Raw genomic sequence first — 22,876 nt, 5'->3', positions numbered from 1 at the left:
GGCTGCCGTGGAGGGCGCCCCGTGACCACCAAGCTGTTCGGCGAGCCGGTCCGCCGGCGCGAGGACGCCCGGCTGATCACCGGCCGCGGCCGCTACCTCGACGACATCGGTACGGGCGCCCTGGCCGCGGCCTTCGTGCGCAGCCCCCACGCGCACGCCCGCATCACCGACATCGACGTGGACGCCGCCCTGGACGTCGAGGGCCTGGTCGCCGTCTACACCTACGAGGACCTCACCGGCCCGCTCGCCGAGCCGCTGCCGGTGCTCATCCCGCACCCGCAGCTGCACGCGCCGCGCACCGGCTACCCGCTGGCCAACGGCGAGGTGAACCACGTCGGCGAGCCGGTCGTGATGGTGGTGGCGACCGACCGGTACGTCGCCGAGGACGCCGCCGAGCGGATCGTCGTCAGCTACGAGGAGCTGCCCGCCGTGGTGGGGGTGGACGCCGCCCGGGCCGCTGGCTCGTGCGTCCACGAGGAGATCCCGGACAACGTCGCCGCCCGGCACCACCAAGAGACCGGGGACGTCGAGCCGGCGCTCGCCGCGGCGCCGCACAGGCTGTCGTTCACGCAGTACGTCGAGCGCAGCGCGTGCATGCCGCTGGAGGGCAAGGGCGTGCACGCGCGGTGGGACGCCGACGACCACTCGCTGCGGGTGCACACCAGCACGCAGGCCTCGACGTCGGTGCGCGCGGCGATCGCGGCCAAGCTGCAGCTGTCACTCGATGAGGTCGAGGTGATCGCGCCGGACGTCGGCGGCGGCTTCGGCGTGAAGATCGTGCACCCGTGGCCGGAGGAGCTGCTGGTGCCGATGGCGGCGATCGCGCTGGGCCGCGAGGTGAAGTGGACCGAGGACCGCCGCGAGCACTTCATCTCCAGCGCCCACGAGCGGCAGCAGCGGCAGGAGATCGGCGTCGGGTTCGACGACGACGGCCGGATCACCGCGCTCGACGTGCACATCTGGCACGACAACGGCGCCTACACGCCCTATGGGATCATCGTGCCGATCGTGACCGCGACCCAGCTGGTCGGCCCGTACGTGATCCCCGTGTACCGGGTGGTCGTGGAGAGCGTCTACACGAACACCGTCATCGTGACGCCGTACCGCGGCGCCGGGCGGCCGCAGGGCTGCTTCGCGATGGAGCGGACGATGGACCGCATCGCCGACGTCCTCGGCCTGGACCGGGCCGTCGTCCGCGAGCGCAACCTCATCCAGCCCGCGCAGTTCCCGTACGACCACCACCTGACGTTCCAGGACGGCCGGCCGGTCATCTACGACTCCGGCGACTACCCGGGGCTGCTGGCGAAGCTGAAAGCGCTGGTCGGGTGGGACGGCGTCGACGCGCTGAGGGACGACGCCGAGGCGCGCGGCAAGCTGCTGGGCGTCGGGATGGCGATGTACGTGGAGGGCACCGGGCCCGGGCCGTACGAGGGCGGGCACGTGCAGGTGCTGGGCAGCGGCAAGGTGCTCGTGGCGACCGGGCTGACGACCCAGGGCCAGGGGCACGAGACGTCGTTCGCGCAGATCGTCGCCTCCGAGCTCGGGGTGCCGATCGAGGACGTCGAGGTGACCACCGGTGACACCCGCCGCTTCCCGTACGCCGTGGGCACATTCGCCTCGCGGGCGGCGGTGATGAGCGGCAACGCGATCGCGCTGGCCGCGCGCGGGGTGCGGGAGAAGGCGCTGCGGATCGCCGCCGACGTCCTGGAGGCCGACCCCGGGGACCTGGAGATCGACCACGGGGTCGTGCAGGTGCGAGGGACGCCGGGGGCCTCGATCCCGCTGCGGACGGTGGCGGTGCTGTCCAACCCGCTGCGGTACGCGTTCGACGAGGCGGCCAAGCAGGCGACGCAGTTCGCCGTCCAGGCCTCCAATGACAAGCCACCGGTGACGCCCGGGGACGCACCGGGGCTGGAGCACCGCGACTACTACTCGCCGATCCGCTCGACGTTCGCCTCGGGCGCGCACGCGGCGATCGTGGAGATCGACCCGGCGACGTGGGAGATCGACGTCGTCAACTACGCGGTGGTGCACGACTGCGGCAACGTGGTGAACCCGATGATCGTCGAAGGCCAGGTGCACGGCGGCGTCGCGCAGGGCGTGGGCGGGGCGCTGTACGAGCGGATGGCCTACGACGCCGACGGGCAGCTGCAGAACGCGTCCTTCATGGACTTCCTCATGCCGTACGCGTCCGAGGTGCCCGACATCGTGATCGACCACCAGCAGACGCCGTCGCCGCTGAACCCGCTGGGCATCAAGGGCGCCGGTGAGGCCGGCGTGATCCCAGGGTCGGCGGCGCTGGCGTCGGCGATCGAGGACGCGGTGGGACGGCGGATCACCTCGATGCCCATCTCGCCGACCGAGCTGTACGACCTGGTGCGGTCCCCCGACGCGGAGCGGACGGCGGCGTCCGCCCGCAGGACAGGAGTTCGTGCGTGAACCTCGACGGCTCGGCGGTGCTGCACGATTCGCCCGAGGCTGTGTGGGCCGCGCTGACCGATCCGGCGGTGCTGGCCCGGACGATCCCCGGGTGCCTGGCGCTGGAGCGGGTGGGCGAGGACTCCTACCGGATGAACGTCTCGGTGGGCGTCGGTGCGGTCAAGGGGACGTACGCCGGCGAGGTTCACCTGACGGATCAGAACCGGCCGAAGTCCTACGTGATGCATGCGTCGGGGGCGGGGGCGCCGGGTCAGGTGCGGGCGACGGTGACGATCGAGCTGGCACCCGACGGCGATGGCACCGTCTTGACCTACTCGGCGGACGCCGTGGTGGGCGGGCCAGTGGCCGGCGTGGGCCAGCGGATGATCACCGGGGTCGCGAAGCGGCTAGCTGCACAATTCTTCACGGCCATCGATGGCGAGCTGACCGGCACCGTCGTGCCCATCGAGGCCGCGCCGTCGGCTGCTGCGGTGAGCCGGACGGACGCCAAGGCGCCCGCCGCCCCCTCGCCGCAGGTCTTCGCCGGGCGTGCAGGCGTTCCCGCGGGAACGTCCGGCGACCTCCGCACGCTGGCCCTGGGCGCCGCCGGCGGCAGCGCGCTGACCCTCCTCGGCGTCGTTGTTGGCTACATGATGGGCAGAGGTCACTTCGGCGCATCTCCGCAGGGCAGCGAGTCGCGCCAAACCCCGCCGAGTCGAAGGGTTCAGGGCAAAGCTTCCAAGTAGCGATAGATGTCTAGGTAAGCAGCGACGTCCGCTTCACTCACGCCCGGCGACGGATCAAGCGCCGCACCTGCTGCTACGGGCAGCTGACGGTTTAGCCAGGACCGTTCGGGCAACGTCAAGAGGGGCACCTTGAGCCTCAGCGCATCACTTCCCGCCCGAACGAAGTCGAGATCAGAAAACCGACACTGGTCAATAAGGCGCTCAGTCGCAGGGTTGCTAACCACACCGGCAACTATTTGCATGCGAGCTGCATCTTGGTAGTGTATGTTCAGCACTTGGCGCCAGACAGCACTGTCTGCACGCTCGGATAGGGTTCTCCGCAGCTCGGCGTTGAGTATCTCCCATTGAACGTCGGCAAGGCCCCACTGCCCTAAGCGAGCCTCCGAGGCCTCCAGCGGCACCCGATCCGCGCCGACTGCCGACTCTAGCGCTGCAACCCGCTCCCCAAGCTTTTGAGGGTGGGCATTTAGCGTCACCGCTAGGACGCTTCCCGGCAACAGGCGACTAGCTACGGTATCGATGTCTGCAAGGACTTCCGCAGTTTGCGTGCTCGTGTAATCAAGCCACACAATGCTCAACTGCGACCAGTCCAGCGAGGGAAGAATAGTAGAGGCCCTACCCGCTAACACCTCAATGCCGCCATACGGGCGGTTCCAGATATACCGCTCAACATGAGCAGCATCTCCCTCAATGCTGGTCATCTTGGCGATACCGAGCTGCCGGTGAACCAATTCGAAGTCCGCGAACTCGAGTGCACCGAAGCCGACGTATTGGTAATCCGACGGCGCGGCCACGGCGGATAGACGCCGGAGAACATCAACGAACAGACGGCGAGTAACTGCCTTGGACGGCCTAAGCTCGTAAGACATACGGGCCACTAGTCTTCAACCTCGCGGTCGAAGAAGTAATCGAAGGTTCGACGGCCCACGTCCGCAGCGGTTCCCACATTGAGTACCTCTGCCGCCGCCTGAAACCTTTCGATCTCCACGTTGTACTGGATCTTCTGCGTGGTGGGCCGACTGCGCGGCCTGCGCGACGCCTGAGAGGGCTGCGGCGCGACCAGTGTGTCGCTTTGAGCAAGGTCATTCACAGGCACTGACGAGGAATGGCTAAGAGCCTTGAACACAGGCATGTCATCAACGTCATCGCCATACTGACGCTCTGACTTGAGCCTATTTATTACGCTTAACACCTCCGCGAGAGCTTTCTTCATCTCACCACGCACTACTCGCCACACGCGAGAGTCTTGATCGACGCTGGTCTTGGTCGTGTTCCATGGGAGGAGTGACGCATCCAACGAAGTTAGGTAGACATAACCCCGGAATCGCCTATATTGCGGGTGATATGCAGCGGTCCCGTCTCCCCATCCCGTGAGAAATGTTCGTTCCGCAATTAAAAGCAGCCGATCATTGCAGAAGACCCACCAGCCCGCCTGACCCGGATCCGTGAAGTCCTCAGCCTGACCCTCATCCTTTAGGTCGTCGTCGCCGGCTACTATGCCCGCGACGATTCTCGCATTCACGCCGTCGCTGCCGCTCGGCACAAATAGACTTCGATTGATCGGCTTGAAGTCCGGGCCTGTCAACAATTGGGGAGCGAACCCGCGGAGCCTCTGGCCGTTGAGCGTTATCGTCAACCCCTGCTGAAGCACCGACTGATGTCGCATCCTGATTTGCTCGCGCAGTTGCGCAAGGATCAACGGGTCACCGAAGTCTTCAGCCACACTTTCGTGCAGGCGGTCGACGGTGACAACCGTCCCTACCCCCGACCCAGACGCCGGTTCGTAATACTCGTCAATCTGGGACATCCGGAACTGCCAATCGGGGCTCGGATCATCGAGCCAAGCGTCGACATCAACAGGCAAGACGAAGCGACTGTCTCGAGATCGAGATTCGACCGTGAAGCGAGTGCCCAGCTTGAATAACGCCCGCTTCATCCCGATACCAAATTGGCCGACAGAGCCAGCGATGCCAGCATAGTCTTTGGGGCGTCCGAAGCGGAAGGCGTAGTGACGTGCAACATCTATCGGAATACCGCCACAGTCATCACTGATACTGAACTTGTCGACGCCCACGTTCAGGTCAATTTTATGCATTTCTGGAGCACCCGGGCTTGTCGCTCTGGCGCCATCCACGGAATTGTCGACTAGATCCATAACGGCTGGCAGCAGCTCGATGTCCTTTACGAGCATGGAGACAAAGAGCGCCTTGTCCGCGGTAGCTTCGACCTTGAGAGGATCTTGCTCGCCGTCCGGCTTGCCAGCCAGGTCTGTCATGTTCGCCACACCCCGCTCATGCACAGGATGGTGCCACGACCGCAGCGGCGAGACTGTCAGCCCTCGCTGCTAGGCCTGTCGCGTTGGCACTGGACCGCCAGTGTGCGATCGTCACAAGCGGCTGTGGACCGCGTGTTGAACGACCAAGGGAGGCGTTGCCTGGTGGCCGCGTTGGCATCGAGGCCCATTGCGGTAGACCTGTTCGCGGGCGCTGGGGGGCTAAGCCTTGGCCTCGAGCAGGCGGGCTTCGAGGTCGTGGCGGCCGTTGAGTACGACCCGACCCATGCCTTGGTCCACCAATTCAACTTCCCCGCGTGTCAGGTCGTCTGCCGAGATGTCAAGCAAATTGATGCGGCCGACGTGCTGACCGCTGCTCGGCTTGGAGCGGCTCGAATAGGACGACGCCTAGCCAATGGCGCCGACATAGACCTAGTGGCTGGCGGGCCGTCCTGCCAAGGATTTTCATCCGGCGGACAACGGGAGGAGGATGACGAACGCAACAACCTACTACTCGAGTTCGTCAGACTTGTCGTCGAAATCCGGCCACGTGCCTTTCTGCTAGAAAATGTGCCGGGACTGCTGGAGACGAGATTTGACCAGTTCCGCGAGCACGCGTTCAAGCTTTTGCGCAACGCTGGGTACGCCTTGTCGGGCACGAAGTCGTGGATCAACGCTAATGACTACGGCGTTCCACAAGTGCGCAAGCGGATCATTGTGACAGGCATCCTCGACGGTCCGCCTGCAGGCCGTCCCAACAGTCAGAATGTTGGGCTAACCGTGCGCCAAGCTCTTGCTGGGTTGCCGGAAGTTGAAGAGTATCCTGAGCTTTTACTGAGCGACCGTGCGACTCTGCGACCAGTCGACCTCGCGAGAAGAAATGGCACTGTCGGATACGCCAGGCAACTGACTGGCCTGTCGGAACACTCGGATTTTTCCCGGCCCCGCATATGGGATTCGACCGCTATCACAGGTTCGCGCCGAACGGTGCATACGCCGGCCACGAGCAAACGCTTCGAGGAAGTCCCACAAGGGGAAGTTGAGCCTATCAGCCGTCTGTTTCGGCTGGATTGGGATAAGCCTGCACGCACCCTGAGGGCAGGCACGGGGAGGGAAAGAGGGGCGCATACGTCGCCGCGACCCATTCACCCATCACTGCCCAGAGTGATCACCGTTCGGGAGGCCGCTCGTCTTCACGGCTACCCTGACTGGTTTCAATTTGGAGTCACCAACTGGCACGGTCATCGCCAGGTCGGAAATAGCGTGCCCCCACCCCTCGCCCGCGCGGTCGGTAGCATCCTAGTAAGCGCCCTGGGATTTCGTCCTGGTCGACTGAAAAGGGCCATCCCTTTGGGGGACGAGGCGTGGCTAGCAGCGCGCCCCTCGAGAGCGGCTGCACTGACGGGAGCTCTGAATGACGAACTGCCTTCGCAACGGCGCCGAAGCCTTTCCCAAAGCGAGCCCACTCAATAGCGCGGTTTTCGACGCGCCGTGACGATCGCTTGAACTCTTTTCGCCGCTAGAGCGGGATCCTCGTGCTCCCATACTCGGAGCGGCAGCCAATCGGCATCTCTCAATGCTGCGTCAGTATTGTTGTCTCGTAGGACGTTCGACTCGATCTTTTGGCTCCAGAATTGAGAGTTCGTTCTTGACTGGCTGCCATGAATAGGGCAACCGTGCCAAAAGCACCCGTCTACAAAGACGGCGACTCGCGAGGAGGTGAATACTAGGTCCGCCCGTCGGCGCGAGCCAGGTAGCGGTGAGAAGTCTACGCGGTAGCGGAGGCCAGCGGCGTGAAGAAGGCGGCGTATGGCCATTTCTGGCGCTGTATCTCTTGTTCGTTGCTTCTGCATTCTGCGGCGAGTTGAAGGCGTGCCCGCGTAAGACTTGCCGAGTGTGTCCCTGGGCGTCCGCGCGGGAGTCTTGGGCCGACCCACGCACTCAGATTACGTCCATTCTCCGCGATTCTCCACACCATGGTCCGTTGCCGGTTCGGCCTGCCGTGGGTGCCGGACGGATCAGGTTCCGTGTCGTTGGTGGGCAGAGACCCTCTACAGCGCCTTCCGTGCCATCGGCTTGATCTCAACCTTGACGTCCCGCTGCTACCTGGCGGTGGCGACTCGGCGCTCGTCGAGGCCGCGATCCTGGGGATGGAGGCGCCGAGCAACTTGAGGGTCAAGAGGCGGTCAAGTGCTGCCAAGAAGCTGCTTGCGCAAACAGGTATGCCCTCACCTTGAGCGACATCATTACTGCCCGCCGTTGCCATGCCCGGCGAGGTCGTCTACCGAACGAGAGACGCCATCACGGGCTGGTACCGGCGATGGCGACGTCCAGGGGGATGCCGGTCTCACGCTCGGAGACCTGCCACAGGACGTCGATCTGCTCCTGCAGGCCACGTCGGCGGAGGATCGGGCGCGGCACGGCCGGTCCGTGGGAGCCGTAGCGCGGCGCGTACAGCTCCCCGCCTCGAGCCCGCGGATCGGTCGCCGCCCGCAAGTGCGGGCGGACCCCCTCGAACGGCGACATCCCCGACCGCGCCGTCATCACCTCGAAGAACGCCCCCACCCAACCGGCGCCGCCTTCCCGCACCGCGCGAGCCTGCAGGTCGGTGTTCGTCAGCCCCGGGTGCGCCACCAACGAGGCAGCCCGGGTACCGGCAGCCGCGAACCGCTGCTGCAGCCCCAGCCCGAAGTGCAGGTTCGCCATCTTCGACCGCGCGTACGCGCTCCATGCGCCGTAGCCCCGCTCGAGGTGGACGTCCGCCGGGTCCAGCCGCCGGGCCCGGTGCCGCGCCGTGCTGGTCACCGTCACCACCCGCGCGGCCGGCGCCCGCAGCAGCGCCGGCAGCAAGTGCGCGGTCAGCGCCCAGTGCCCCAGGTGGTTGACGCCGAACTGCATCTCGAACCCGTCGGCCGTCGTCCGCTGCGGCATCGCCATCACCCCGGCGTTGTTCACCAGCAGGTCCACCCGCTCGTGCCGCGCCAGCACAGACCTCGCGGCAGCCGCCACCGACGACAGGTCACCCAGGTCCAGCGGCACCACCTCGACAGACGCCGACGGGTGGCTCGCCCGCAGCCGCACCTCCGCGGCCGCCGACTTCTCCGGGTCACGAGATGCCATCACCACGTGCGCCCCCGCACCGGCCAGCGCCAGCGCCGTCTGCAGGCCGAGACCGCCGTTCGCGCCGGTCACCACCGCCGTCCGCCCGGTCAGGTCGGGGATGTCGCGCTCGGTCCAGCTCACCCCTGGGGCGGTGGGTGCTCGGCGCGCCACTCGTCGAAGGCGCCGAGGAACGACTCCGCCATCTGCTTCTCCGTGAGCAGCTGCTCGCGGTCGCGCTCGTCGACCATCCGCTCGCTCAGCGCGCCGGTGTTGAACTTGATCGCGCGGAAGTACGGGATGAACGACGCCGGCTGGAAGGCCCGCTTCGACGGCCGTGGCCCGATGTCCGGCGGGTTCCACGCCGCGGGCGAAGGCACCGCGTCCAGCCCGAGCCCCTCGACCGCGGCCAGGATCGGCTCGTCGTCCGGACGGTCGGTGAAGTCCCGGGACAGCTCGCGGAACACCTCCGTGCCGTCCGGGGCCACCACCACGACGACGGGGCGGAAGATCGACGCGTCCTCGTCCCAGGCATCGAGCGGCTTGGCCAGCCGCGAGCCGTCGGGGTCGCTGACCCAGTGGTAGGGCAGGTGCCAGGTGCGGTTCATCGCCAGCTGCACCTCCGGCGGGTCGGTGGAGGCGAGCACCACCTCCGCGCCGGCGTCGGCGAGGCGGGACAGCGATCGGGCCAGGCGGACCGCCTGGGCGCAGCAGTACGGCTACCAGTCGCCGCGCAGACCGATCAGCACGAGGGCGGCGCGCTCGTCGGAGCGCAGGGCCAGCAGGTCGGCGGAGTCCATCCCGCGACCCTAGGAGCGCCCGGCCGGACCTGCCCGTTCAGCCGCGTGCCCGCGCCTCCGCCCGCAGGGCGACGGCGGTCAGCAGCTCCCACCGGATGGCCGAGCTGCCCGGCCGGACGGCGAGCCAGTAGAGCCCGAAGCGCCGCCGCGAGACGACATCGGTTGCGGCGATCCGCGTCTCGCAGCTCAGCCGGGTGCCCCCGAGGGTCGGCGTCAGCCGGAACTCCATGCCGACCTTCACCCAGCCGGGTTCCGACCAGTCCCGGACGCCGGCGGCGTCCAGCACGGGCGGCCGCTCACCACCGGCCAGCCGCCAGGGCTGCAGCGGACCGCCGAACAGCACGTGCGAGGGCGGGTCGGAGGCCAGCTCCGGGATCGGCACCACGTCGAGGACGGTCCGGTCGAGACCGCCGCGGCGGCGTCCCCTGCCCGACAGCAGCACCGGCAGCGCCCGCACGGCGCTGAGCAGCAGGGACACCGGCAGCGACGAGAGCTGCAGCCGGTGCAGCTCCTCCCACACCACGGACGGCGGTGCGTCGATCACCCGCGCCTGGCGGGTGACGTGGTCGGCCTCGGGCACCACGTCGTCGAGGTCCATGCCGCACCCCCTCGAACGCCTCAGCCGAGCGCCGCGTAGACCGCCCGCACGTAGGACTCGGCCCGGTCGGACCCGAGGACGCCGGGTGCCATCCGGTTCATCAGGTAGCCGATCGTCAGCCGGCGGTCGAGGTCCATGATGATCATGGACCCGCCCCAGCCGCCCCAGAAGAAGGTCCGCCCCGCGGGCACGTACGGGACGATCGGCGAGCCCAGGCAGAAGCCGATGCCGAACCGGAAGGGCTCCTCCAGGACCAGGTCCACGCCGTCGGACTGCTGGTCGAAGACCAGCTCGATCGTCCCGGGCGACAGCAGCCCCTCCCCGCCGAGCGACATCGTCCGCAGGACCCGCACGAGCCCGCGCGCGTTCGTGTGCCCGTTGAGCGCGCCCAGGTCCGCCCGCCGCCACTCCGGCGAGTTGGCAGCACGAGCCGAGGAGACCGGCCCGGTGAAGGTCCTGACCGCCACCGACTCCGGGTCCGGCTCCCGCGGGTCGTCCTCCGACCGCGGCGGCGGCACGACCGGCGCGATCCGGTCCCAGTCCGACTCGCGCGCACCGATCTGGAAGTCCGCGCCCAGCGGCCGGGCGATCTGGTCGGCGACGAACTGCCTGAAGGTGCGCCCGGTGATCCGCCGGACCACCTCACCGACCAGGTGTCCCTGGTTGTTCGCGTGGTAGCCCGACGCCGTGCCCGGCTCCCACCACGGCGCCTGCGCGGCCAGCCGCTCGGTCGAGGTCTGCCAGTCGTACATGTCCGGGATGGAGAACGGCGGGTCCCAGCCGGAGACGCCCGAGGTGTGCGACAGCAGGTGCCGCACCTCGACGTCCTTCTTGCCCCGGGCCGCGAACTCCGGCCAGTAGTCGGCGACCGGCGCGTAGAGGTCCAGCTCGCCGCGCTCCACCAGCAGCAGCGCGGCGAGGGCGAGCACGGTCTTCGTCGTCGACCAGCCGTTGACGATCGTGTCCTCGGTCCACGGGGTGGTCCGGTCGAGGTCGCGGTACCCGCCCCACAGGTCGACGACGGTCTCCCCGTCGAGGTCGACGGCGACCGACGCCCCCAGCTCGTCGGCGTCCAGGTTGCGGGCCAGCGCCTCCCGGACCCCGGAGAAGCGGTCGTCGCAGCTGCCGTACACCTCGGCCATGGAACCTCCCCCGTCCCGGCGCGGCCCCCGTGTCGCGCCGGGACGATGAGACCACGGCCACGCTCCGGATCAGGGAGCAGCGGCGCCGGCCGCGGCCACGAGCGCGATGGTCTGGTCGACGACGGCCCGGCGGTCGGCCTCGGACTCCGGGCTGGTGAGCACCGCGAGGTCCTCGGGTGGACGAGCGCCGAGATGTGCAGGTGGCCGCCGGGAACGTCCCACGCCTGCATGCCTCCGGCGAGTCGGCCTGCCAGGTGGCCGGCCACCCCCTGCGGGTGAGGAACGGGCGGTTTCGTCCGGAGCGGTACCGACTCCCGCCTATGGTGCCGATCACGAGGACACGGACGTCCGCTGGAGGTCGCATGGAACGGGAACGCTCGGAGGCCGAGGAGCAGGTCGCCCGGCTGCTGCGCACGGCGCGCCGCAAGCTCGACCTCAGCGTGGCCTTCCTCAGCCGCGTCGACGCGAACACCCGGACGATGCAGGTCGTCGACACCGACCTGCCCTCCCCCCGGGACGGCTACGCCGGCCCACGCGACAGCGGCTTCTGCCTCGCCGTCATCGAGGGCCGGCTCCCCCGGGTCATGCCCGACGCCCGCGACGTCCCCGAGGCCGTGGCCCTGCTCCCGGCCGACCTGCCGCAGATCCGCGGGCACGTCAGCGTCCCCGTCGTCCTCAGCGACGGCACCGTCTACGGCACGTTCTGCGCCTACGGCCTGGTCACCGACCCCGCCGTGTCACCGCGCGACCTGGCGCTGATGGAGGTGCTCGCCGACGCCGCGGCCCTGGTCATCGAGCCGCAGGTGCGGCTGGAGCAGCGCGACGCCGAGATCCGCGACCGCCTCGCACCGGTCGTGGCCGCCGGCGGGCCGGACGTCGTCCTGCAGCCCATCGTCAGCCTCTGCAGCGGCGCCCGGATCGGCGCGGAGGCGCTCAGCCGCTTCCCCGCGCAGTGGCAGCGCACGCCCGACGTCGTCTTCGACGAGGCCGACGGCATCGGCGAGGGGCACCGCCTGGAGCTGCTCGCCCTGGCCCGCGGCGCGGCACTGCTCGACCGCGTCGACGGCTATGTGTCGCTCAACGTCTCCCCGCAGACCCTGCTGACGCCGGAGTGCGGCGAGCTGCTGGCCGGCCTCCCGCTCGAGCGCGTCGTCCTGGAGCTCTCCGAGCACGACCAGGTGCACGACTACCCGGCCCTGGAGGCCGCGCTCGCCCCGCTGCGCCGGCTCGGCGTCCGGCTGGCCATCGACGACGTCGGCGCCGGCTTCTCCAGCCTGCGGCACATCGTCACGGCCAACCCGGACGTCATCAAGATGGACCGCAGCATCGTCAGCGGGATCGACGCCGACCCGATGCTCGCCAGGCTCGCGCAGTCGCTGGTCGGCTTCGCGCACAGCTTCGACGTCCGCGTCGTCGCCGAGGGCGTGGAGACGGCGGCCGAGCACGCGGTCCTGCAGTCCCTCGGGGTGGACGGCGGCCAGGGCTGGCTCTTCGGCCGGCCCGCGCCGGTCGACGTCCTGGCCGACGCCGGCACGGTCCTGGCCCCCGCCTGAACCTCCTCAGGCCTCCAGCCCCCAGGAGACGATCGACCGGGGGTGGATCCGGAGGAGCGCCTCCCCGGGGGCCGGTGCCTCGACGGTCTCCGCCACTCCCTGCACGGTGACGCAGCGGGGATGCCACGGTGGCAGGACGTCGTCCACCACGAAGGCCGCCCGCGGGTTGGCCCGCGCGTTGCGGTACTTGCGCGTCGCGGCGAACCGGCGCCCGCTGACGTCGATCGTCCCCAGCTCGGCGTTGTAGCTCCACCCCACCGGGACGACGTGCGGCTGCCCGGACGCGTCCGCGGTCGCGAGCCGACCGAGCCGCCGCTCCCCCAGCAGGTACGCCAGCTCCGCCTCGCTGAAGCGGGCGGTGGCCACCGGCGCGGTCACCGCCGCACCGCCCGCGGGAGCAGGGCGACCAGCACCGCGGCCACGACGGCGTGCAGGGCCAGCAGGACGACGACCGACGCCGTCCCCACCCCCATCGCGACCGGCCCGCCGAGCGACAGGAGCAGCACGACCACCGCGGCGGCGCGCCACACCGTCCCGGCCCGTGGGACCGACCGCACCAGGATCGCGAGCAGCGCCCACCCGAGCAGGCCGGCCACCGCGGCCGCCGCGACGACGGAGCCGATCCCGACCGTCCGGGGGGCGCCCTCCGTCCCGACCCGCAGGTCCACCCCGAGCAGCGGGACGGCGACGGCCCAGGCGAGGACCGCGGCGCCGGCCGCGGCCGCGACCGCCAGGGCTGCCGGGGGGACGACGACACGGCCGCGGGAACGCAGGGTGGGGACGGTCGCTGACCTGGTCATGGGACGCACCTGCTCCGGTAGATTCGTTAGCCGCCTAACGAGATGGTTCGGAAGGTTAGGCGCATAAGCATCTGGCCGGCAAGAGGGGAGCGGCATGGACTTCGCCCGGGCGAGACGGGTCAACGACGCCGTCCGTGCGCTCGCGATGCGTCACCGCGCCACCGCCGCACAGGTCCTGGCGCCGCTCGGACTGCACCCCGGGCAGGAGGTGCTGCTGCTCGAGCTGCACGCGCACGGCCCACGCACCCAGGTCCAGCTGGCGGGTGCCAGTGGCTGCGAGCCCCCGACGATCACCGGCAGCGTGCGCAAGCTGGAGAGCGCCGGCCTCGTCGTCCGCCGCCCGTCCGCCACCGACGGGCGGGTGACCATCGTGGAGCTGTCGGACCGGGGTCGGTCGCTCATGCCCGCCCTGGAGGCCGCCTGGTGCGAGCTGGCCGAGCGCACCGTCGCAGGGCTCTCCACCGACCCCGACCGGCTCACCACCGCGCTCCACGAGATGGCCACGGGTCTCGACCCGCGCGGCTGAGCCCGGCGGGACGAACACGCGCTGAGGGCCCTCTCGATCGGATCGAGAGGGCCCTCAGCGTGTCTGCGCCCGGGAGCGGACCGCCTCTCGCGCGCAAAAGGCACCTCGGGCCCGGCGGGTCAGCCGGCCTTGAGCGTCGGGTAGTCGGTGTAGCCCTCGGCGCCCGGCGCGTAGAACAGGTGCGCCTTGGGCTCGTTCTCCGGGTGCTCGCCGGCCCACCGCTCGACCAGGTCGGGGTTGGCGATGGCGGCCCGGCCCACGGCGACGGCGTCGGCGTGCGCGGCCTCGATCAGCCGCACCGCCTCGTCCCGCGTGGTGATCGAGCCGAAGCCGCTGTTGGCGACCAGGTGCCCGCCGAAGCGCTCGCGCAGCTCCTGCACCAGGTCGCCGGCCGGCTCGGCGTGCAGCACCGACAGGTAGGCCAGGCCCAGCGGGCGCAGCTGGTCGACCAGTGCGCCGTAGGTGGCGCGGACGTCGTCCCGGTCGGTCTCGTAGGCGTCCTGGATGTCGTGCTCCGGCGAGATCCGCAGGCCGACCTTGCCGGCGCCGACCGCCGCGGCCACCGCCCGCACGACCTGCACGACGAAGCGCGCCCGGTTCGCCGGGGTGCCGCCGTACTCGTCGGTCCGCTGGTTGGACGCCGGGGAGAGGAACTCGTGCAGCAGGTAGCCGTTGGCGCCGTGGATCTCCACGCCGTCCAGGCCGGCGTCGATGGCGCGCTTGGAAGCGGAGACGAAGTCCTGCAGAGTCTGGCGGGCCTCGTCGACGGTCAGCGCGTGCGGCACCGGGTAGGGCTGCTTGCCCTTCTCGGTGTGCCCCGCGCCGTCGATGGCGATCGCGCTCGGGGCGACGACGCGGCGGCCGCCGTTGACGTCGGGGTGGGTCACCCGGCCGCCGTGCATGACCTGCAGGACGATCTTGCCGCCGCGGGCGTGCACGGCGTCGGCCACGCGGCGCCAGCCCTCGACCTGCTCGTCGGTGACGATGCCCGGCTGGCCGACGAAGGCCTGGCCCTCGTGGTTCGGGTAGGTGCCCTCGGTGATGATCATGCCGAGGCCCGCACGCTGCCGGTAGTGCTCGACGACGAGGTCCCCGGGGACGCCGGAGGCGCCGGAGCGCATGCGGGTGAGCGGGGCCATGACGACGCGGTTGGCGAGCTCGATGTCGCCCAGGGTCACAGGAGAGAACAGGTCCACGGGGAGTGTGACGCCGGGACGGGGGTGCCCCATTCCGGTCCGCCACCGTCACGAGGCTCACAGTCACGCCGGAGCCGGCCGCCGCCCTCCCCGGAACACCGGCGACGGCACCGTCCTGCAGGCGACCGACCCCCACCGAACCCCAGGACCGACCACTCTCGCGCTGTTGCCCCCCCACCCGCGCCGTTGCAGCAGCGCGTGGGCGGAGGCAACAGCGCGAGGGTGCGGGGATCGCCGGGCTTGCTCGTGCCGCAGCACCAGGGACCCAGGAGGGGCACCGTGCCGCGGCGGCCCGGCGCGGGACCGGTACCACCAGGACCGGCACCGCACCGGCTCACGCCGCCGGCAGGCCCTCCCGGGTGACGAGGATGGCCAGCTCGGTCCGGGAGCGGACGTCGAGCCGCCGCATCGACGCGGTCAGGTGGCTCTTCACCGTCGCCAGGCTGAGGAACAGCCGGCGGGCGATCTCCTCGTTGCTCAGCCCCTGCGCCACCAGCTCGGCGACCTCGCGCTGCCGGTCGGTCAGCCGGTCGAGCGCACGCCGCACCGGCACCGGCCGCGACTGCGGCCCGGCCGTCAGGTGGCGCACCAGGTGGCCGGTGGCCACGGAGTCCAGCGCGGCCTCGTGCCGCGACAGCGCCCGGACGCCGTCGACCAGCCGCTGCGCCCCCGACCGCCGGGGCAGGTACCCCCGGACGCCGGCCCGCAGGATCTCCACGAGCTCCGGCTCGGACCCGGGCCCCGGCTCGGCGAGCACCAGCACCGCGGTGTTGCGCCGGCACAGGGCGCGCAGCAGCGGCAGCGCGTCCCCGGCGACCAGGCCCTGCCGGACGACGACGACCACGGTCCCCCCGTCGCCGGTCGCCTCCAGCGCCTCGGGCAGGTGGGAGGTCTCGGCGACGACCGCCATGTCCGGCTGGGCCTCGAGCACCACCCGGAGCCCGACGCGGAAGACCTCGCAGTCCTCGCACAACAGCACGCACACCAGCGTCGTCGGCGGCCGGACGGCGTGGGGCTCACCCGGACCCCCGCACCGTTGCGCGGGCACGGGCGCCACCGCGGCGGGGCCCGGCGGCTGCGCCGCGCACGACCTCGTGACGGACTCGTCCTGGTCCATGTGGTTCCCCCTGTGTCCGGCCCGTTCAGGCCGCCACCAGACAAGCCGGCAGTTGCGACACTAGCCCGTCTCCTCCGGGACTGTAGTGACTCTAACGTGACATGCGCAGGTCGCGTCCAGCTTCCTCCCAGGTTCCTCCGACACGCCGCAACGACGCGCTCACTCCCGGGACGGACCCGTCCCTCCGGGGTGCGGGTTCCGGTGCACGTGGATCGCCAACTGGGTCCGGTCCCGCAGCCCCAGCCGGCGCAGGGCCACCGTGACGTGGCCCTTGACGGTGGCGCGGCTGACCTGGAGCCGGTCGGCGATCTCGGCGTTGGTCAGGCCCTGCGCCACGAGCTCGGCCACCGTCTGCTGGCGGGCGGTCAGCGGACCACGCCGCCCGTCGTCGGCCGGATCCCCGGTGTCCTCCTCCAGCCGGTGCAGCAGCTCCCCGGTGACGCCCGCGTCGAGGACGGTCTCCCCGCGTGCCACCGCGCGCACGCAGTCGACCAGCCGCTGCGAGCTGACGGTGCTGTGCACGTAACCGCTGGCCCCCGCCCGCAGCACCTCGACCAGGTCGCTGCCGTCCCCGGCCTCGCCGAGCAGCAGCACCCGGATGCCGGTCCGGGTCAGCTCGCGCACCAGGTCCCGCAGGTCCGGCCCCTCGCCCTCGAGGCCGACCAGCACCACGTCCGGGTGGACGGCGGCGGCCAGCGACAGCACCTCCCCGCCGCAGCTCGCCTCGGCCACGACGACGACGCCGGGGATGCGGCGCAGGACCGCGCGCAGGCCGTGCCGGAGCACCTCGTGGTCGTCGCAGATCACCACCCGGACCGGCGGGTCGACACCGGAGGCCTCGGACACGAGGACGGCCTCGTCCAGTCCGGCCATGGCGTCAGCTCCGCTCCCGTCCGGCCCCCGTGGGGCGACACCCAGTCGATCCGGAAGCTAGGCCCCGGCCGTGCCGGTCGCCACACCCTTGCGCGGGCCAGACGCAGAACACCCGGCGAGTTCATACCCGGGTAGGGCGGCTCCCCCTCCAGGCTGGGGTGGCCTCCACCGGCAGGGGAGGGTTGCCGCGCCTCGGGGAGGAGGTGGCGACGGCGTCCCCGCTCCCCCGGTCGGGCAGCCGGCACACCCCCCGGGACGCGCCCGCGGCCCCTCCCTGCGGCCGATGCCGAATGGCCCGACGCCGACCTAGCGTCGTCGCATCCCGAGCCCCTCCCCCGGGCCGCAGCGACGCTGGGAGACCCCGTGCACCAGACGATGATCATCGCGAAGATGGCCCCGACCGACGCGGACGACGTGGCCGCCGTCTTCGGCAAGTACGACGCCACCTCGATGCCCCACGAGATCGGCGTGCGGGCCCGCTCGCTGTACCAGTTCCACGGCATCTACGTGCACCTCATCGACTTCGACCGGCCGGCGGCCGACGCGATGCGCGTCGCCCAGACCCTGCCGGCCTTCCGCGCCGTGAGCGAGGACCTGAGGCCCTACATCGAGGCCTACGACCCCGGCTGGCGGTCGCCGCAGGACGCGATGGCCCGGCGCTTCTACCACTGGACGTCGTCCCCCGAGTGAGACCGTCCCGAGCGACTGGGAGACCGGCATGACACGTTCCTCGCCGACCGCGGCACCCCCCGCCCCCGGCGCCCTCGAGCAGGCCGGCTGGGTCTGCTGCCCCGACTGCGGGTGGCTGCTCTACCGCAAGCGGCTGGACCGCAACCTGCACGTCTGCCCCGAGTGCGACCACCACCTGCGGCTCAGCGCCCGGGCCCGCATCGTCCTGCTGACCGACCCGGGCAGCTTCAGCGAGGTCGCGTTCCAGCCGGGCGCGCCGGACCCGCTGACCTTCACCGACCTGCGCGAGTACCCCGACCGGCTCGCCGACGCGGCACGCCGGTCCGGCGAGTCCGAGGCCGTCGTGGTCGGCATCGCCCGGATCGGCGGGGCCGAGACCGTCGTCGCGGTCATGGACTTCGCCTTCCTCGGCGGCAGCATGGGCGTCGAGGTCGGTCGCCGGGTGAGCGGGGCCGCGGAGCTGGCGCTCGATCGCGGCCTCCCCCTGGTCACCGTCTGCGCCAGCGGCGGGGCGCGCATGCAGGAGGGCGTCTTCTCGCTGTTCCAGATGGCCCGCGTCAGCGAGGCGTTCGGCCGGCTCCGCGAGGCCGGGCTGCTCAGCGTCGCCGTGCTGACCGACCCCACCTACGGGGGCGTCTCGGCCTCCTTCGCCACCCTCGCCTCGGTGCTGGTCGGCGAGCGCGGCGCGCACGTCGGCTTCGCCGGCCCGCGCGTGGTGCAGGAGACCATCCGGGCCGAGCTGCCCGCCGACTTCCAGACCGCCGAGTTCCTCCTCGCGCACGGCCTGGTCGACCGGGTGGAGACCCGGGCCGACCTGCGGCCGCTGCTGGTCCGCCTGCTGGCCCTGCACGGCGCCGGCGTCCGGGCCGACGAGCTGCCGGAGGACGACGGCGACGTCGAGCTGCCGGCGGTCGAGGAGGACGCCGACCCGTGGGACGTCGTCCAGCGGGCGCGGGTCGTGGACCGGCCGACGACCCTGGACTACCTGCGCACCGCGTTCGACGACTTCGTCGAGCTGCACGGCGACCGGGCCTTCGCCGACGACGCCGCCGTGGTGGGCGGGATCGCCTCGATCGGCGGGCGCACCGTCGTCGCCATCGGCCACGAGAAGGGCCACTCGGTCCGCGACCGGGTGGCCCGCAACTTCGGGATGCCGCACCCGGAGGGCTACCGCAAGGTGCTCCGGCTGCTCGACCACGCCGAGGCCTTCGGGTTCCCGGTGGTCACGCTGGTCGACACCCCCGGGGCGCATCCGGGACCGGAGGCCGAGGAGCGCGGCCAGTCGCACGCCATCGCCGAGACGATCATGCGCAGCAGCCGGCTGCGGGTCCCGGTGGTCGCCGTCGTCACCGGCGAGGGCGGCAGCGGCGGCGCGCTCGCGCTGTGCACCTCCGACCGGCTGCTGGTGCTGCAGAACGCCTACCTGTCGGTCATCAGCCCGGAGGGCTGCGCGGCCATCCTGTGGCGGACGGCGCTGGCCGCACCGACGGCCGCCCGCGCGATGCGGCTGGGCGCGGCCCACCTGCGGGCCTCGGGGATCGCCACCTCGGTGGTGCCCGAACCGCCGGGCGGCGCGCACACCGACCCCGCCGCGGCCGCCCGCCTGCTGCGCCAGGCGCTCGTCCGCGAGCTGGACGACGTCTGCCGCCTGGACGCCGCGACCCTGCTGGACACCCGCTCCCGGCGGCTCGATCGCATCGGCAGCGACGACGGCCGCCCGCTGCAGCCGGTGGAGGGGTGACCGTGTCCGCCAGCGAGCTGTCCCCGCGCATGAGCGCCACAGCACAGACCTCCGGGTCCGCGACGGAGCCGGACGAGGCCGCCCGGGACCTGCGGGCCGAGGTCGTCGCCCTGGCCCGCGACCTGCCCGGTGGGCTGCGCCGGATCACCGTGCGCAGCGGCGACCGCACCATCGAGGTGGAGTGGGCCGCCGACACCGCGGCACCCGGGTCCGCCGTGCCCCTGGCCCCGGTGCCGGGGACCGCCGAGGCGGCGGAGCCGGCGGGCGCCGTCCGGTCCCCCCTGGTCGGCACCTTCTACGCGGCGCCGTCCCCCGGTGCCGACCCGTTCGTGCACGTCGGCGACGAGGTCGAGCCGGGCCAGACCGTCGGGATCGTCGAGGCGATGAAGCTGATGAACCCGATCGTCGCCGACGAGGCGGGGGTGGTCGCCGAGCTCCTCGTCGCCGACGCCGAGTCGGTCGAGTACGACCAGGTGCTCATGCGGCTGCGGCCGACGGGGCGGGCCCGGTGATCGGCCGCATGCTCGTCGCCAACCGCGGCGAGATCGCCGTCCGGGTCGCCCGGGCCTGCCGCGAGCTGGGCATCGAGGTGGTCGCCGTCTACTCGACGTCCGACCGGAACTCCGCCGTCGTCGACCTGGCCGACGAGGCCGTGCACATCGGGCCCGCCGCGCCGCGGCGCAGCTACCTCAACGTGGCCGCGATCGTGGAGGCCGCCCTGCGCACCGGCGCCGACGCGGTCCACCCGGGCTACGGGTTCCTCTCCGAGGACCCCGACTTCGCCGAGATCTGCGCGGCGGAGGGGCTCACCTTCGTCGGCCCACCGCCGGCGGTCATGCAGCTGATGGGCAACAAGGCCACCGCGCGGCGGCTCATGGCCGACGCCGGGCTGCCGCTGCTGCCCGGCGTCGTCGAGCCGGTCGGCACCGCCGACGAGGCCCGCGAGGTCGCCGCGCGGATCGGCTACCCGCTGATCATCAAGGCGGCCGCCGGGGGCGGCGGGCGCGGGATGACCGTCGTCCGCGAGCCGGCGGACCTGGCCGAGGCCTTCACCAGCACCCGGGCCACCGCGCGGGCGGTGTTCCGGGACCCGGCCGTCTACCTGGAGCGCCACCTGCCGCGGGCGCGGCACGTGGAGGTGCAGGTCCTCTGCGACACCCACGGCAACGGCGTCTCCCTCGGCGAGCGGGACTGCTCGCTGCAGCGGCGGCACCAGAAGCTGCTCGAGGAGGGTCCGGCCGCGCACCTGTCCCCCGCGCAGCGCACCGAGCTCGGCCGGCTGGCGGTCCACGGCGCGCTGTCGGTCGGCTACACCGGCGCCGGGACGATGGAGTTCCTGGTCGACGGGTCCGGGTCGGCCTACTTCATGGAGATGAACGCCCGGATCCAGGTGGAACACCCCGTCACCGAGCTGCTCACCGGCGTGGACCTGGTCCGCGAGCAGATCCTCGTCGCGGCCGGCCGGCGGCTGCACCTGGAGCAGTCCGACGTCGTCCCCCGCGGTGCGGCCATCGAGTGCCGGATCAACGCCGAGGACCCCACCCGGGGCTTCGCCCCCGCACCCGGCCGGCTGGACGTGCTGCAGGCCCCCGACGGGCCGTGGACCCGGTTCGACACCGGCTACCGGCAGGGCGACACGGTGAGCCCGGACTACGACTCGCTGCTGGGCAAGCTGGTCGTCTGGGCCCCCGACCGGGAACAGGCGATCCGCCGGATGGACCGCGCCCTGGCCGAGCTGCGGGTCGAGGGCCCCGGCGTGCACACCACCGTCGCCCTGCACCGCGCCCTGCTCCGCGACCCCGACGTCACCGCCGACCGGCACGACGTGCAGTTCCTCGACCGGCAGCTGCCCGAGGTCCTCGCCCGCGCCCGGTCGCTGGCCGACAACCCGGCCCCCGGCCTCCCGGCGCCCGCCCGCGGGCCGCTCTCCCTCGTCCAGACCCCGGCCGCGGACCCGCGGCCGGACGTTCCACCCCTCCCGGAAGGACCGACACCGTGCCCGACACGACCTTCACTCTCAGCGACCTCATGACCCTGCTCTCCGAGAAGGCCGGCCTGCCGACGACGTCGCACACGACCGACCCGGAGGCGCGCTTCTGCGACATCGGCCTGGACTCGCTGGCCTTCCTGTCCATGCAGACCGAGCTGCAGGACCGCTTCGGCACCGAGATGCCCGACGACAGCCCCGACCGCTACACGCTCGGCGAGATCGTCGAGCAGGTCGACGCCCACCAGCGGTCCGCCGGGATGGCCTGAACGAGGACCCCGTCCTCCTCACGCCTCGTAAGAGGACCCCGTCCTCCTCACCGCTCGCAGGCTCGCGGCGAGCCTCGGGACGGGGCCGGACCGCGACACATCGCTTCGACATCACGAGGAGCTTTCCGATGAGCAGCACCCTCGGGCCCGGTACCCGCACCGCCGGGCACACCGACAACTCGATCCACATCGACGCCCCGATCGACCACGTCTGGGCGATGACCAACGACCTGCCGTCCTGGCCGGACCTGTTCACCGAGTACAGCGAGGTGGAGATCCTCGCCTCCACCGACACGTGGTTCCGGTTCCGGCTCAAGATGCACCCCGACGAGAGCGGCCGGGTGTGGAGCTGGGTCTCCGAGCGCGAGCTCGACGAGGCGGCCCGCGAGGTGCGCGCCCGCCGGGTGGAGCCCGGGCCCTTCGAGTTCATGGACATCCGGTGGAGCTACGCCCCCGAGGGGTCCGGCACCCGGATGCGGTGGGTGCAGGACTTCCGGATGCGCCCGGAGGCCCCGATCGACACCGAGGGCATGACCCGGCGGATCGATGACAACAGCAAGGTCCAGATGGCCATCATCAAGGACAAGGTGGAGGCCGCCGCGCCCCGCGGTGGGGAGCCGACGCCGTGACGACCATCCAGCACGCCCCGACGGCGGTGCGCTGCGGGCCCACCGTCCACCGGGCGGACACGCCCCCCAACCGCCGGCGCGGCGGGGACATCCGCGTCCTGCTCTCGCCGGCGAGCGTCGGCGCCACCGCCGGCTTCATGGGCACCCTCACCCTCGAGCCCGGCGAGGTCGTCACCGAGCACTGGCACCCGTACTCGGAGGAGTACCTCTACTGCCAGAGCGGCGACGTCCTGGTCACCCTGGACGGCGAGGAGCGCCGGCTGACCGCCGAGTCCGCCGTCCACATCCCGATCGGCGTCAGGCACCGCATCGTCAACGACTCCGAGACGACGGCGTTCTTCGTCTTCCTCTGCGGCCCGCTGGCCCCGCGGCCGGAGCTGGGCCACGTCGACACCGAGCCCGCGCCGGCCCAGCAGTGAG

Annotated in this window: 23 protein-coding genes and 1 pseudogene; 12 read left to right on the top strand and 12 right to left on the bottom strand. The window is 71.4% G+C overall.

The features are described from left to right. Positions 1-21 precede the first annotated feature (21 nt). Together cutA and BLR12_RS12800 are read left to right on the top strand one after the other, a co-directional pair. A complete protein-coding gene (gene cutA / locus BLR12_RS12805) occupies positions 22-2,439 on the top strand; it encodes an aerobic carbon-monoxide dehydrogenase large subunit (RefSeq protein WP_091378307.1) in 2,418 nt (805 codons plus the stop codon). Next, the gene (locus tag BLR12_RS12800) at positions 2,436-3,164 is read left to right on the top strand and encodes a CoxG family protein (protein WP_091378303.1); all 729 of its coding nucleotides are present in this window, start codon (positions 2,436-2,438) and stop codon (positions 3,162-3,164) included. Before cutA ends, BLR12_RS12800 begins: the two co-directional genes overlap by 4 nt. Here BLR12_RS12800 and BLR12_RS24035 read toward each other — a convergent pair. Then, the gene (locus tag BLR12_RS24035; RefSeq protein ID WP_369803443.1) at positions 3,143-4,033 is read right to left on the bottom strand and encodes an O-methyltransferase; all 891 of its coding nucleotides are present in this window, start codon (positions 4,031-4,033) and stop codon (positions 3,143-3,145) included. The genes BLR12_RS12800 and BLR12_RS24035 overlap by 22 nt on opposite strands. A gap of 8 nt (positions 4,034-4,041) precedes the next feature. After that, positions 4,042-5,439 carry an ATP-binding protein gene (locus tag BLR12_RS12795; protein WP_218120642.1) on the bottom strand — a complete coding sequence of 466 codons (1,398 nt, stop codon included), beginning with the start codon at positions 5,437-5,439 and terminating at the stop codon, positions 4,042-4,044. Between the two features lie 18 nt (positions 5,440-5,457). Between BLR12_RS12795 and BLR12_RS25655 the strand changes: the two genes are divergently transcribed. Next, on the top strand, positions 5,458-6,909 hold the full coding sequence (locus tag BLR12_RS25655; protein WP_091378296.1) for a DNA cytosine methyltransferase: 1,452 nt from the start codon (positions 5,458-5,460) through the stop codon (positions 6,907-6,909). On the opposite strand, the gene BLR12_RS12785 is transcribed toward BLR12_RS25655, so the two are convergent. From BLR12_RS12785 to BLR12_RS12765, 5 genes and pseudogenes are all read right to left on the bottom strand, one after another. Then, positions 6,903-7,373 (bottom strand): very short patch repair endonuclease, encoded by a 471-nt coding sequence (locus tag BLR12_RS12785; RefSeq protein WP_255363463.1) that lies wholly within the window; start codon positions 7,371-7,373, stop codon positions 6,903-6,905. The genes BLR12_RS25655 and BLR12_RS12785 overlap by 7 nt on opposite strands. Before the next feature lie 364 nt (positions 7,374-7,737). Continuing rightward, the gene (locus BLR12_RS12780) at positions 7,738-8,679 is read right to left on the bottom strand and encodes an oxidoreductase (protein WP_091378290.1); all 942 of its coding nucleotides are present in this window, start codon (positions 8,677-8,679) and stop codon (positions 7,738-7,740) included. Next, positions 8,676-9,242: pseudogene (locus BLR12_RS12775) on the bottom strand (peroxiredoxin family protein); the annotation flags it as partial. The pseudogene BLR12_RS12775 and the gene BLR12_RS12780, both read right to left, overlap by 4 nt. Positions 9,243-9,372: 130 nt before the next feature. Continuing rightward, a complete protein-coding gene (locus tag BLR12_RS12770) occupies positions 9,373-9,933 on the bottom strand; it encodes a hypothetical protein (protein ID WP_091378284.1) in 561 nt (186 codons plus the stop codon). A gap of 20 nt (positions 9,934-9,953) precedes the next feature. Continuing rightward, positions 9,954-11,075 (bottom strand): serine hydrolase domain-containing protein, encoded by a 1,122-nt coding sequence (locus BLR12_RS12765; protein WP_091378281.1) that lies wholly within the window; start codon positions 11,073-11,075, stop codon positions 9,954-9,956. A 362-nt stretch (positions 11,076-11,437) separates the two neighbouring features. Here BLR12_RS12765 and BLR12_RS12760 point away from each other — a divergent pair, with 362 nt between their 5' ends. After that, positions 11,438-12,628, top strand: a complete 1,191-nt coding sequence (locus BLR12_RS12760; protein WP_091378279.1) for a sensor domain-containing phosphodiesterase — start codon at positions 11,438-11,440, stop codon at positions 12,626-12,628. Between the two features lie 6 nt (positions 12,629-12,634). On the opposite strand, the gene BLR12_RS12755 is transcribed toward BLR12_RS12760, so the two are convergent. Together BLR12_RS12755 and BLR12_RS12750 are read right to left on the bottom strand one after the other, a co-directional pair. Then, positions 12,635-13,006, bottom strand: coding sequence for a PPOX class F420-dependent oxidoreductase (locus BLR12_RS12755; protein ID WP_091378277.1), 372 nt, complete (start codon positions 13,004-13,006; stop codon positions 12,635-12,637). After that, the gene (locus BLR12_RS12750) at positions 13,003-13,428 is read right to left on the bottom strand and encodes a DUF6069 family protein (protein ID WP_091378274.1); all 426 of its coding nucleotides are present in this window, start codon (positions 13,426-13,428) and stop codon (positions 13,003-13,005) included. The genes BLR12_RS12755 and BLR12_RS12750 overlap by 4 nt, the downstream gene beginning before the upstream one ends. Positions 13,429-13,522: 94 nt before the next feature. On the opposite strand from BLR12_RS12750, the gene BLR12_RS12745 reads away from it, so the two are divergent. Then, on the top strand, positions 13,523-13,954 hold the full coding sequence (locus BLR12_RS12745) for a MarR family winged helix-turn-helix transcriptional regulator (RefSeq protein WP_091378270.1): 432 nt from the start codon (positions 13,523-13,525) through the stop codon (positions 13,952-13,954). 119 nt (positions 13,955-14,073) lie between these two features. Here the strand turns inward: BLR12_RS12745 and BLR12_RS12740 are convergent, their stop codons facing one another. The 3 genes from BLR12_RS12740 to BLR12_RS12730 all read right to left on the bottom strand — a co-directional run bounded on the left by BLR12_RS12740 (position 14,074) and on the right by BLR12_RS12730 (position 17,140). After that, positions 14,074-15,150 carry an alkene reductase gene (locus tag BLR12_RS12740; protein ID WP_091378267.1) on the bottom strand — a complete coding sequence of 359 codons (1,077 nt, stop codon included), beginning with the start codon at positions 15,148-15,150 and terminating at the stop codon, positions 14,074-14,076. A 334-nt stretch (positions 15,151-15,484) separates the two neighbouring features. Beyond that, complete coding sequence (locus BLR12_RS12735) at positions 15,485-16,129, bottom strand: response regulator transcription factor (protein WP_255363462.1); 645 nt, start codon at positions 16,127-16,129, stop codon at positions 15,485-15,487. A gap of 297 nt (positions 16,130-16,426) precedes the next feature. Beyond that, positions 16,427-17,140, bottom strand: a complete 714-nt coding sequence (locus BLR12_RS12730; protein ID WP_091378262.1) for a LuxR C-terminal-related transcriptional regulator — start codon at positions 17,138-17,140, stop codon at positions 16,427-16,429. A gap of 363 nt (positions 17,141-17,503) precedes the next feature. Here BLR12_RS12730 and BLR12_RS12725 point away from each other — a divergent pair, with 363 nt between their 5' ends. The 7 genes from BLR12_RS12725 (at position 17,504) to BLR12_RS12695 (ending at position 22,875) form a co-directional block, all read left to right on the top strand. After that, complete coding sequence (locus BLR12_RS12725) at positions 17,504-17,830, top strand: TcmI family type II polyketide cyclase (protein WP_091378259.1); 327 nt, start codon at positions 17,504-17,506, stop codon at positions 17,828-17,830. A gap of 28 nt (positions 17,831-17,858) precedes the next feature. Then, positions 17,859-19,571, top strand: coding sequence for an acetyl-CoA carboxylase carboxyl transferase subunit alpha (gene accA, locus BLR12_RS12720; RefSeq protein ID WP_176832481.1), 1,713 nt, complete (start codon positions 17,859-17,861; stop codon positions 19,569-19,571). Positions 19,572-19,600: 29 nt separating this feature from the next. After that, on the top strand, positions 19,601-20,083 hold the full coding sequence (gene accB / locus BLR12_RS12715) for an acetyl-CoA carboxylase biotin carboxyl carrier protein (protein WP_091378612.1): 483 nt from the start codon (positions 19,601-19,603) through the stop codon (positions 20,081-20,083). Continuing rightward, positions 20,080-21,603, top strand: coding sequence for an acetyl-CoA carboxylase biotin carboxylase subunit (locus BLR12_RS12710; RefSeq protein WP_255363461.1), 1,524 nt, complete (start codon positions 20,080-20,082; stop codon positions 21,601-21,603). The genes accB and BLR12_RS12710 overlap by 4 nt, the downstream gene beginning before the upstream one ends. Continuing rightward, positions 21,567-21,827, top strand: coding sequence for an acyl carrier protein (locus BLR12_RS12705; RefSeq protein WP_143018763.1), 261 nt, complete (start codon positions 21,567-21,569; stop codon positions 21,825-21,827). The genes BLR12_RS12710 and BLR12_RS12705 overlap by 37 nt, the downstream gene beginning before the upstream one ends. Positions 21,828-21,955: 128 nt before the next feature. Further along, entirely contained in the window at positions 21,956-22,456 is a 501-nt protein-coding gene (locus BLR12_RS12700) for an SRPBCC family protein (protein WP_091378254.1), read from the top strand. Then, the gene (locus BLR12_RS12695; RefSeq protein WP_091378252.1) at positions 22,453-22,875 is read left to right on the top strand and encodes a cupin domain-containing protein; all 423 of its coding nucleotides are present in this window, start codon (positions 22,453-22,455) and stop codon (positions 22,873-22,875) included. The genes BLR12_RS12700 and BLR12_RS12695 overlap by 4 nt, the downstream gene beginning before the upstream one ends. Position 22,876 lies beyond the last annotated feature (1 nt).

The organism is Geodermatophilus sp. DSM 45219 (genome assembly GCF_900104025.1).
In the GTDB taxonomy this organism is placed as follows: Bacteria; Actinomycetota; Actinomycetes; order Mycobacteriales; family Geodermatophilaceae; genus Geodermatophilus.
This window is presented reverse-complemented; position numbering and strand designations above follow the sequence as displayed.

What these genes read in the sequence shown, in the direction of transcription:
- BLR12_RS24035 (WP_369803443.1), bottom strand. Translation starts at nt 4,033, where the DNA reads ATGTCTTACGAGCTTAGGCCGTCCAAGGCAGTTACTCGCCGTCTGTTC.
- BLR12_RS12795 (WP_218120642.1), bottom strand. Translation starts at nt 5,439, where the DNA reads ATGACAGACCTGGCTGGCAAGCCGGACGGCGAGCAAGATCCTCTCAAG.
- BLR12_RS25655 (WP_091378296.1), top strand. Translation starts at nt 5,458, where the DNA reads ATGCACAGGATGGTGCCACGACCGCAGCGGCGAGACTGTCAGCCCTCG.
- BLR12_RS12770 (WP_091378284.1), bottom strand. Translation starts at nt 9,933, where the DNA reads ATGGACCTCGACGACGTGGTGCCCGAGGCCGACCACGTCACCCGCCAG.
- BLR12_RS12765 (WP_091378281.1), bottom strand. Translation starts at nt 11,075, where the DNA reads ATGGCCGAGGTGTACGGCAGCTGCGACGACCGCTTCTCCGGGGTCCGG.
- BLR12_RS12760 (WP_091378279.1), top strand. Translation starts at nt 11,438, where the DNA reads ATGGAACGGGAACGCTCGGAGGCCGAGGAGCAGGTCGCCCGGCTGCTG.
- BLR12_RS12750 (WP_091378274.1), bottom strand. Translation starts at nt 13,428, where the DNA reads ATGACCAGGTCAGCGACCGTCCCCACCCTGCGTTCCCGCGGCCGTGTC.
- BLR12_RS12745 (WP_091378270.1), top strand. Translation starts at nt 13,523, where the DNA reads ATGGACTTCGCCCGGGCGAGACGGGTCAACGACGCCGTCCGTGCGCTC.
- BLR12_RS12730 (WP_091378262.1), bottom strand. Translation starts at nt 17,140, where the DNA reads ATGGCCGGACTGGACGAGGCCGTCCTCGTGTCCGAGGCCTCCGGTGTC.
- accA (WP_176832481.1), top strand. Translation starts at nt 17,859, where the DNA reads ATGACACGTTCCTCGCCGACCGCGGCACCCCCCGCCCCCGGCGCCCTC.
- accB (WP_091378612.1), top strand. Translation starts at nt 19,601, where the DNA reads ATGAGCGCCACAGCACAGACCTCCGGGTCCGCGACGGAGCCGGACGAG.
- BLR12_RS12700 (WP_091378254.1), top strand. Translation starts at nt 21,956, where the DNA reads ATGAGCAGCACCCTCGGGCCCGGTACCCGCACCGCCGGGCACACCGAC.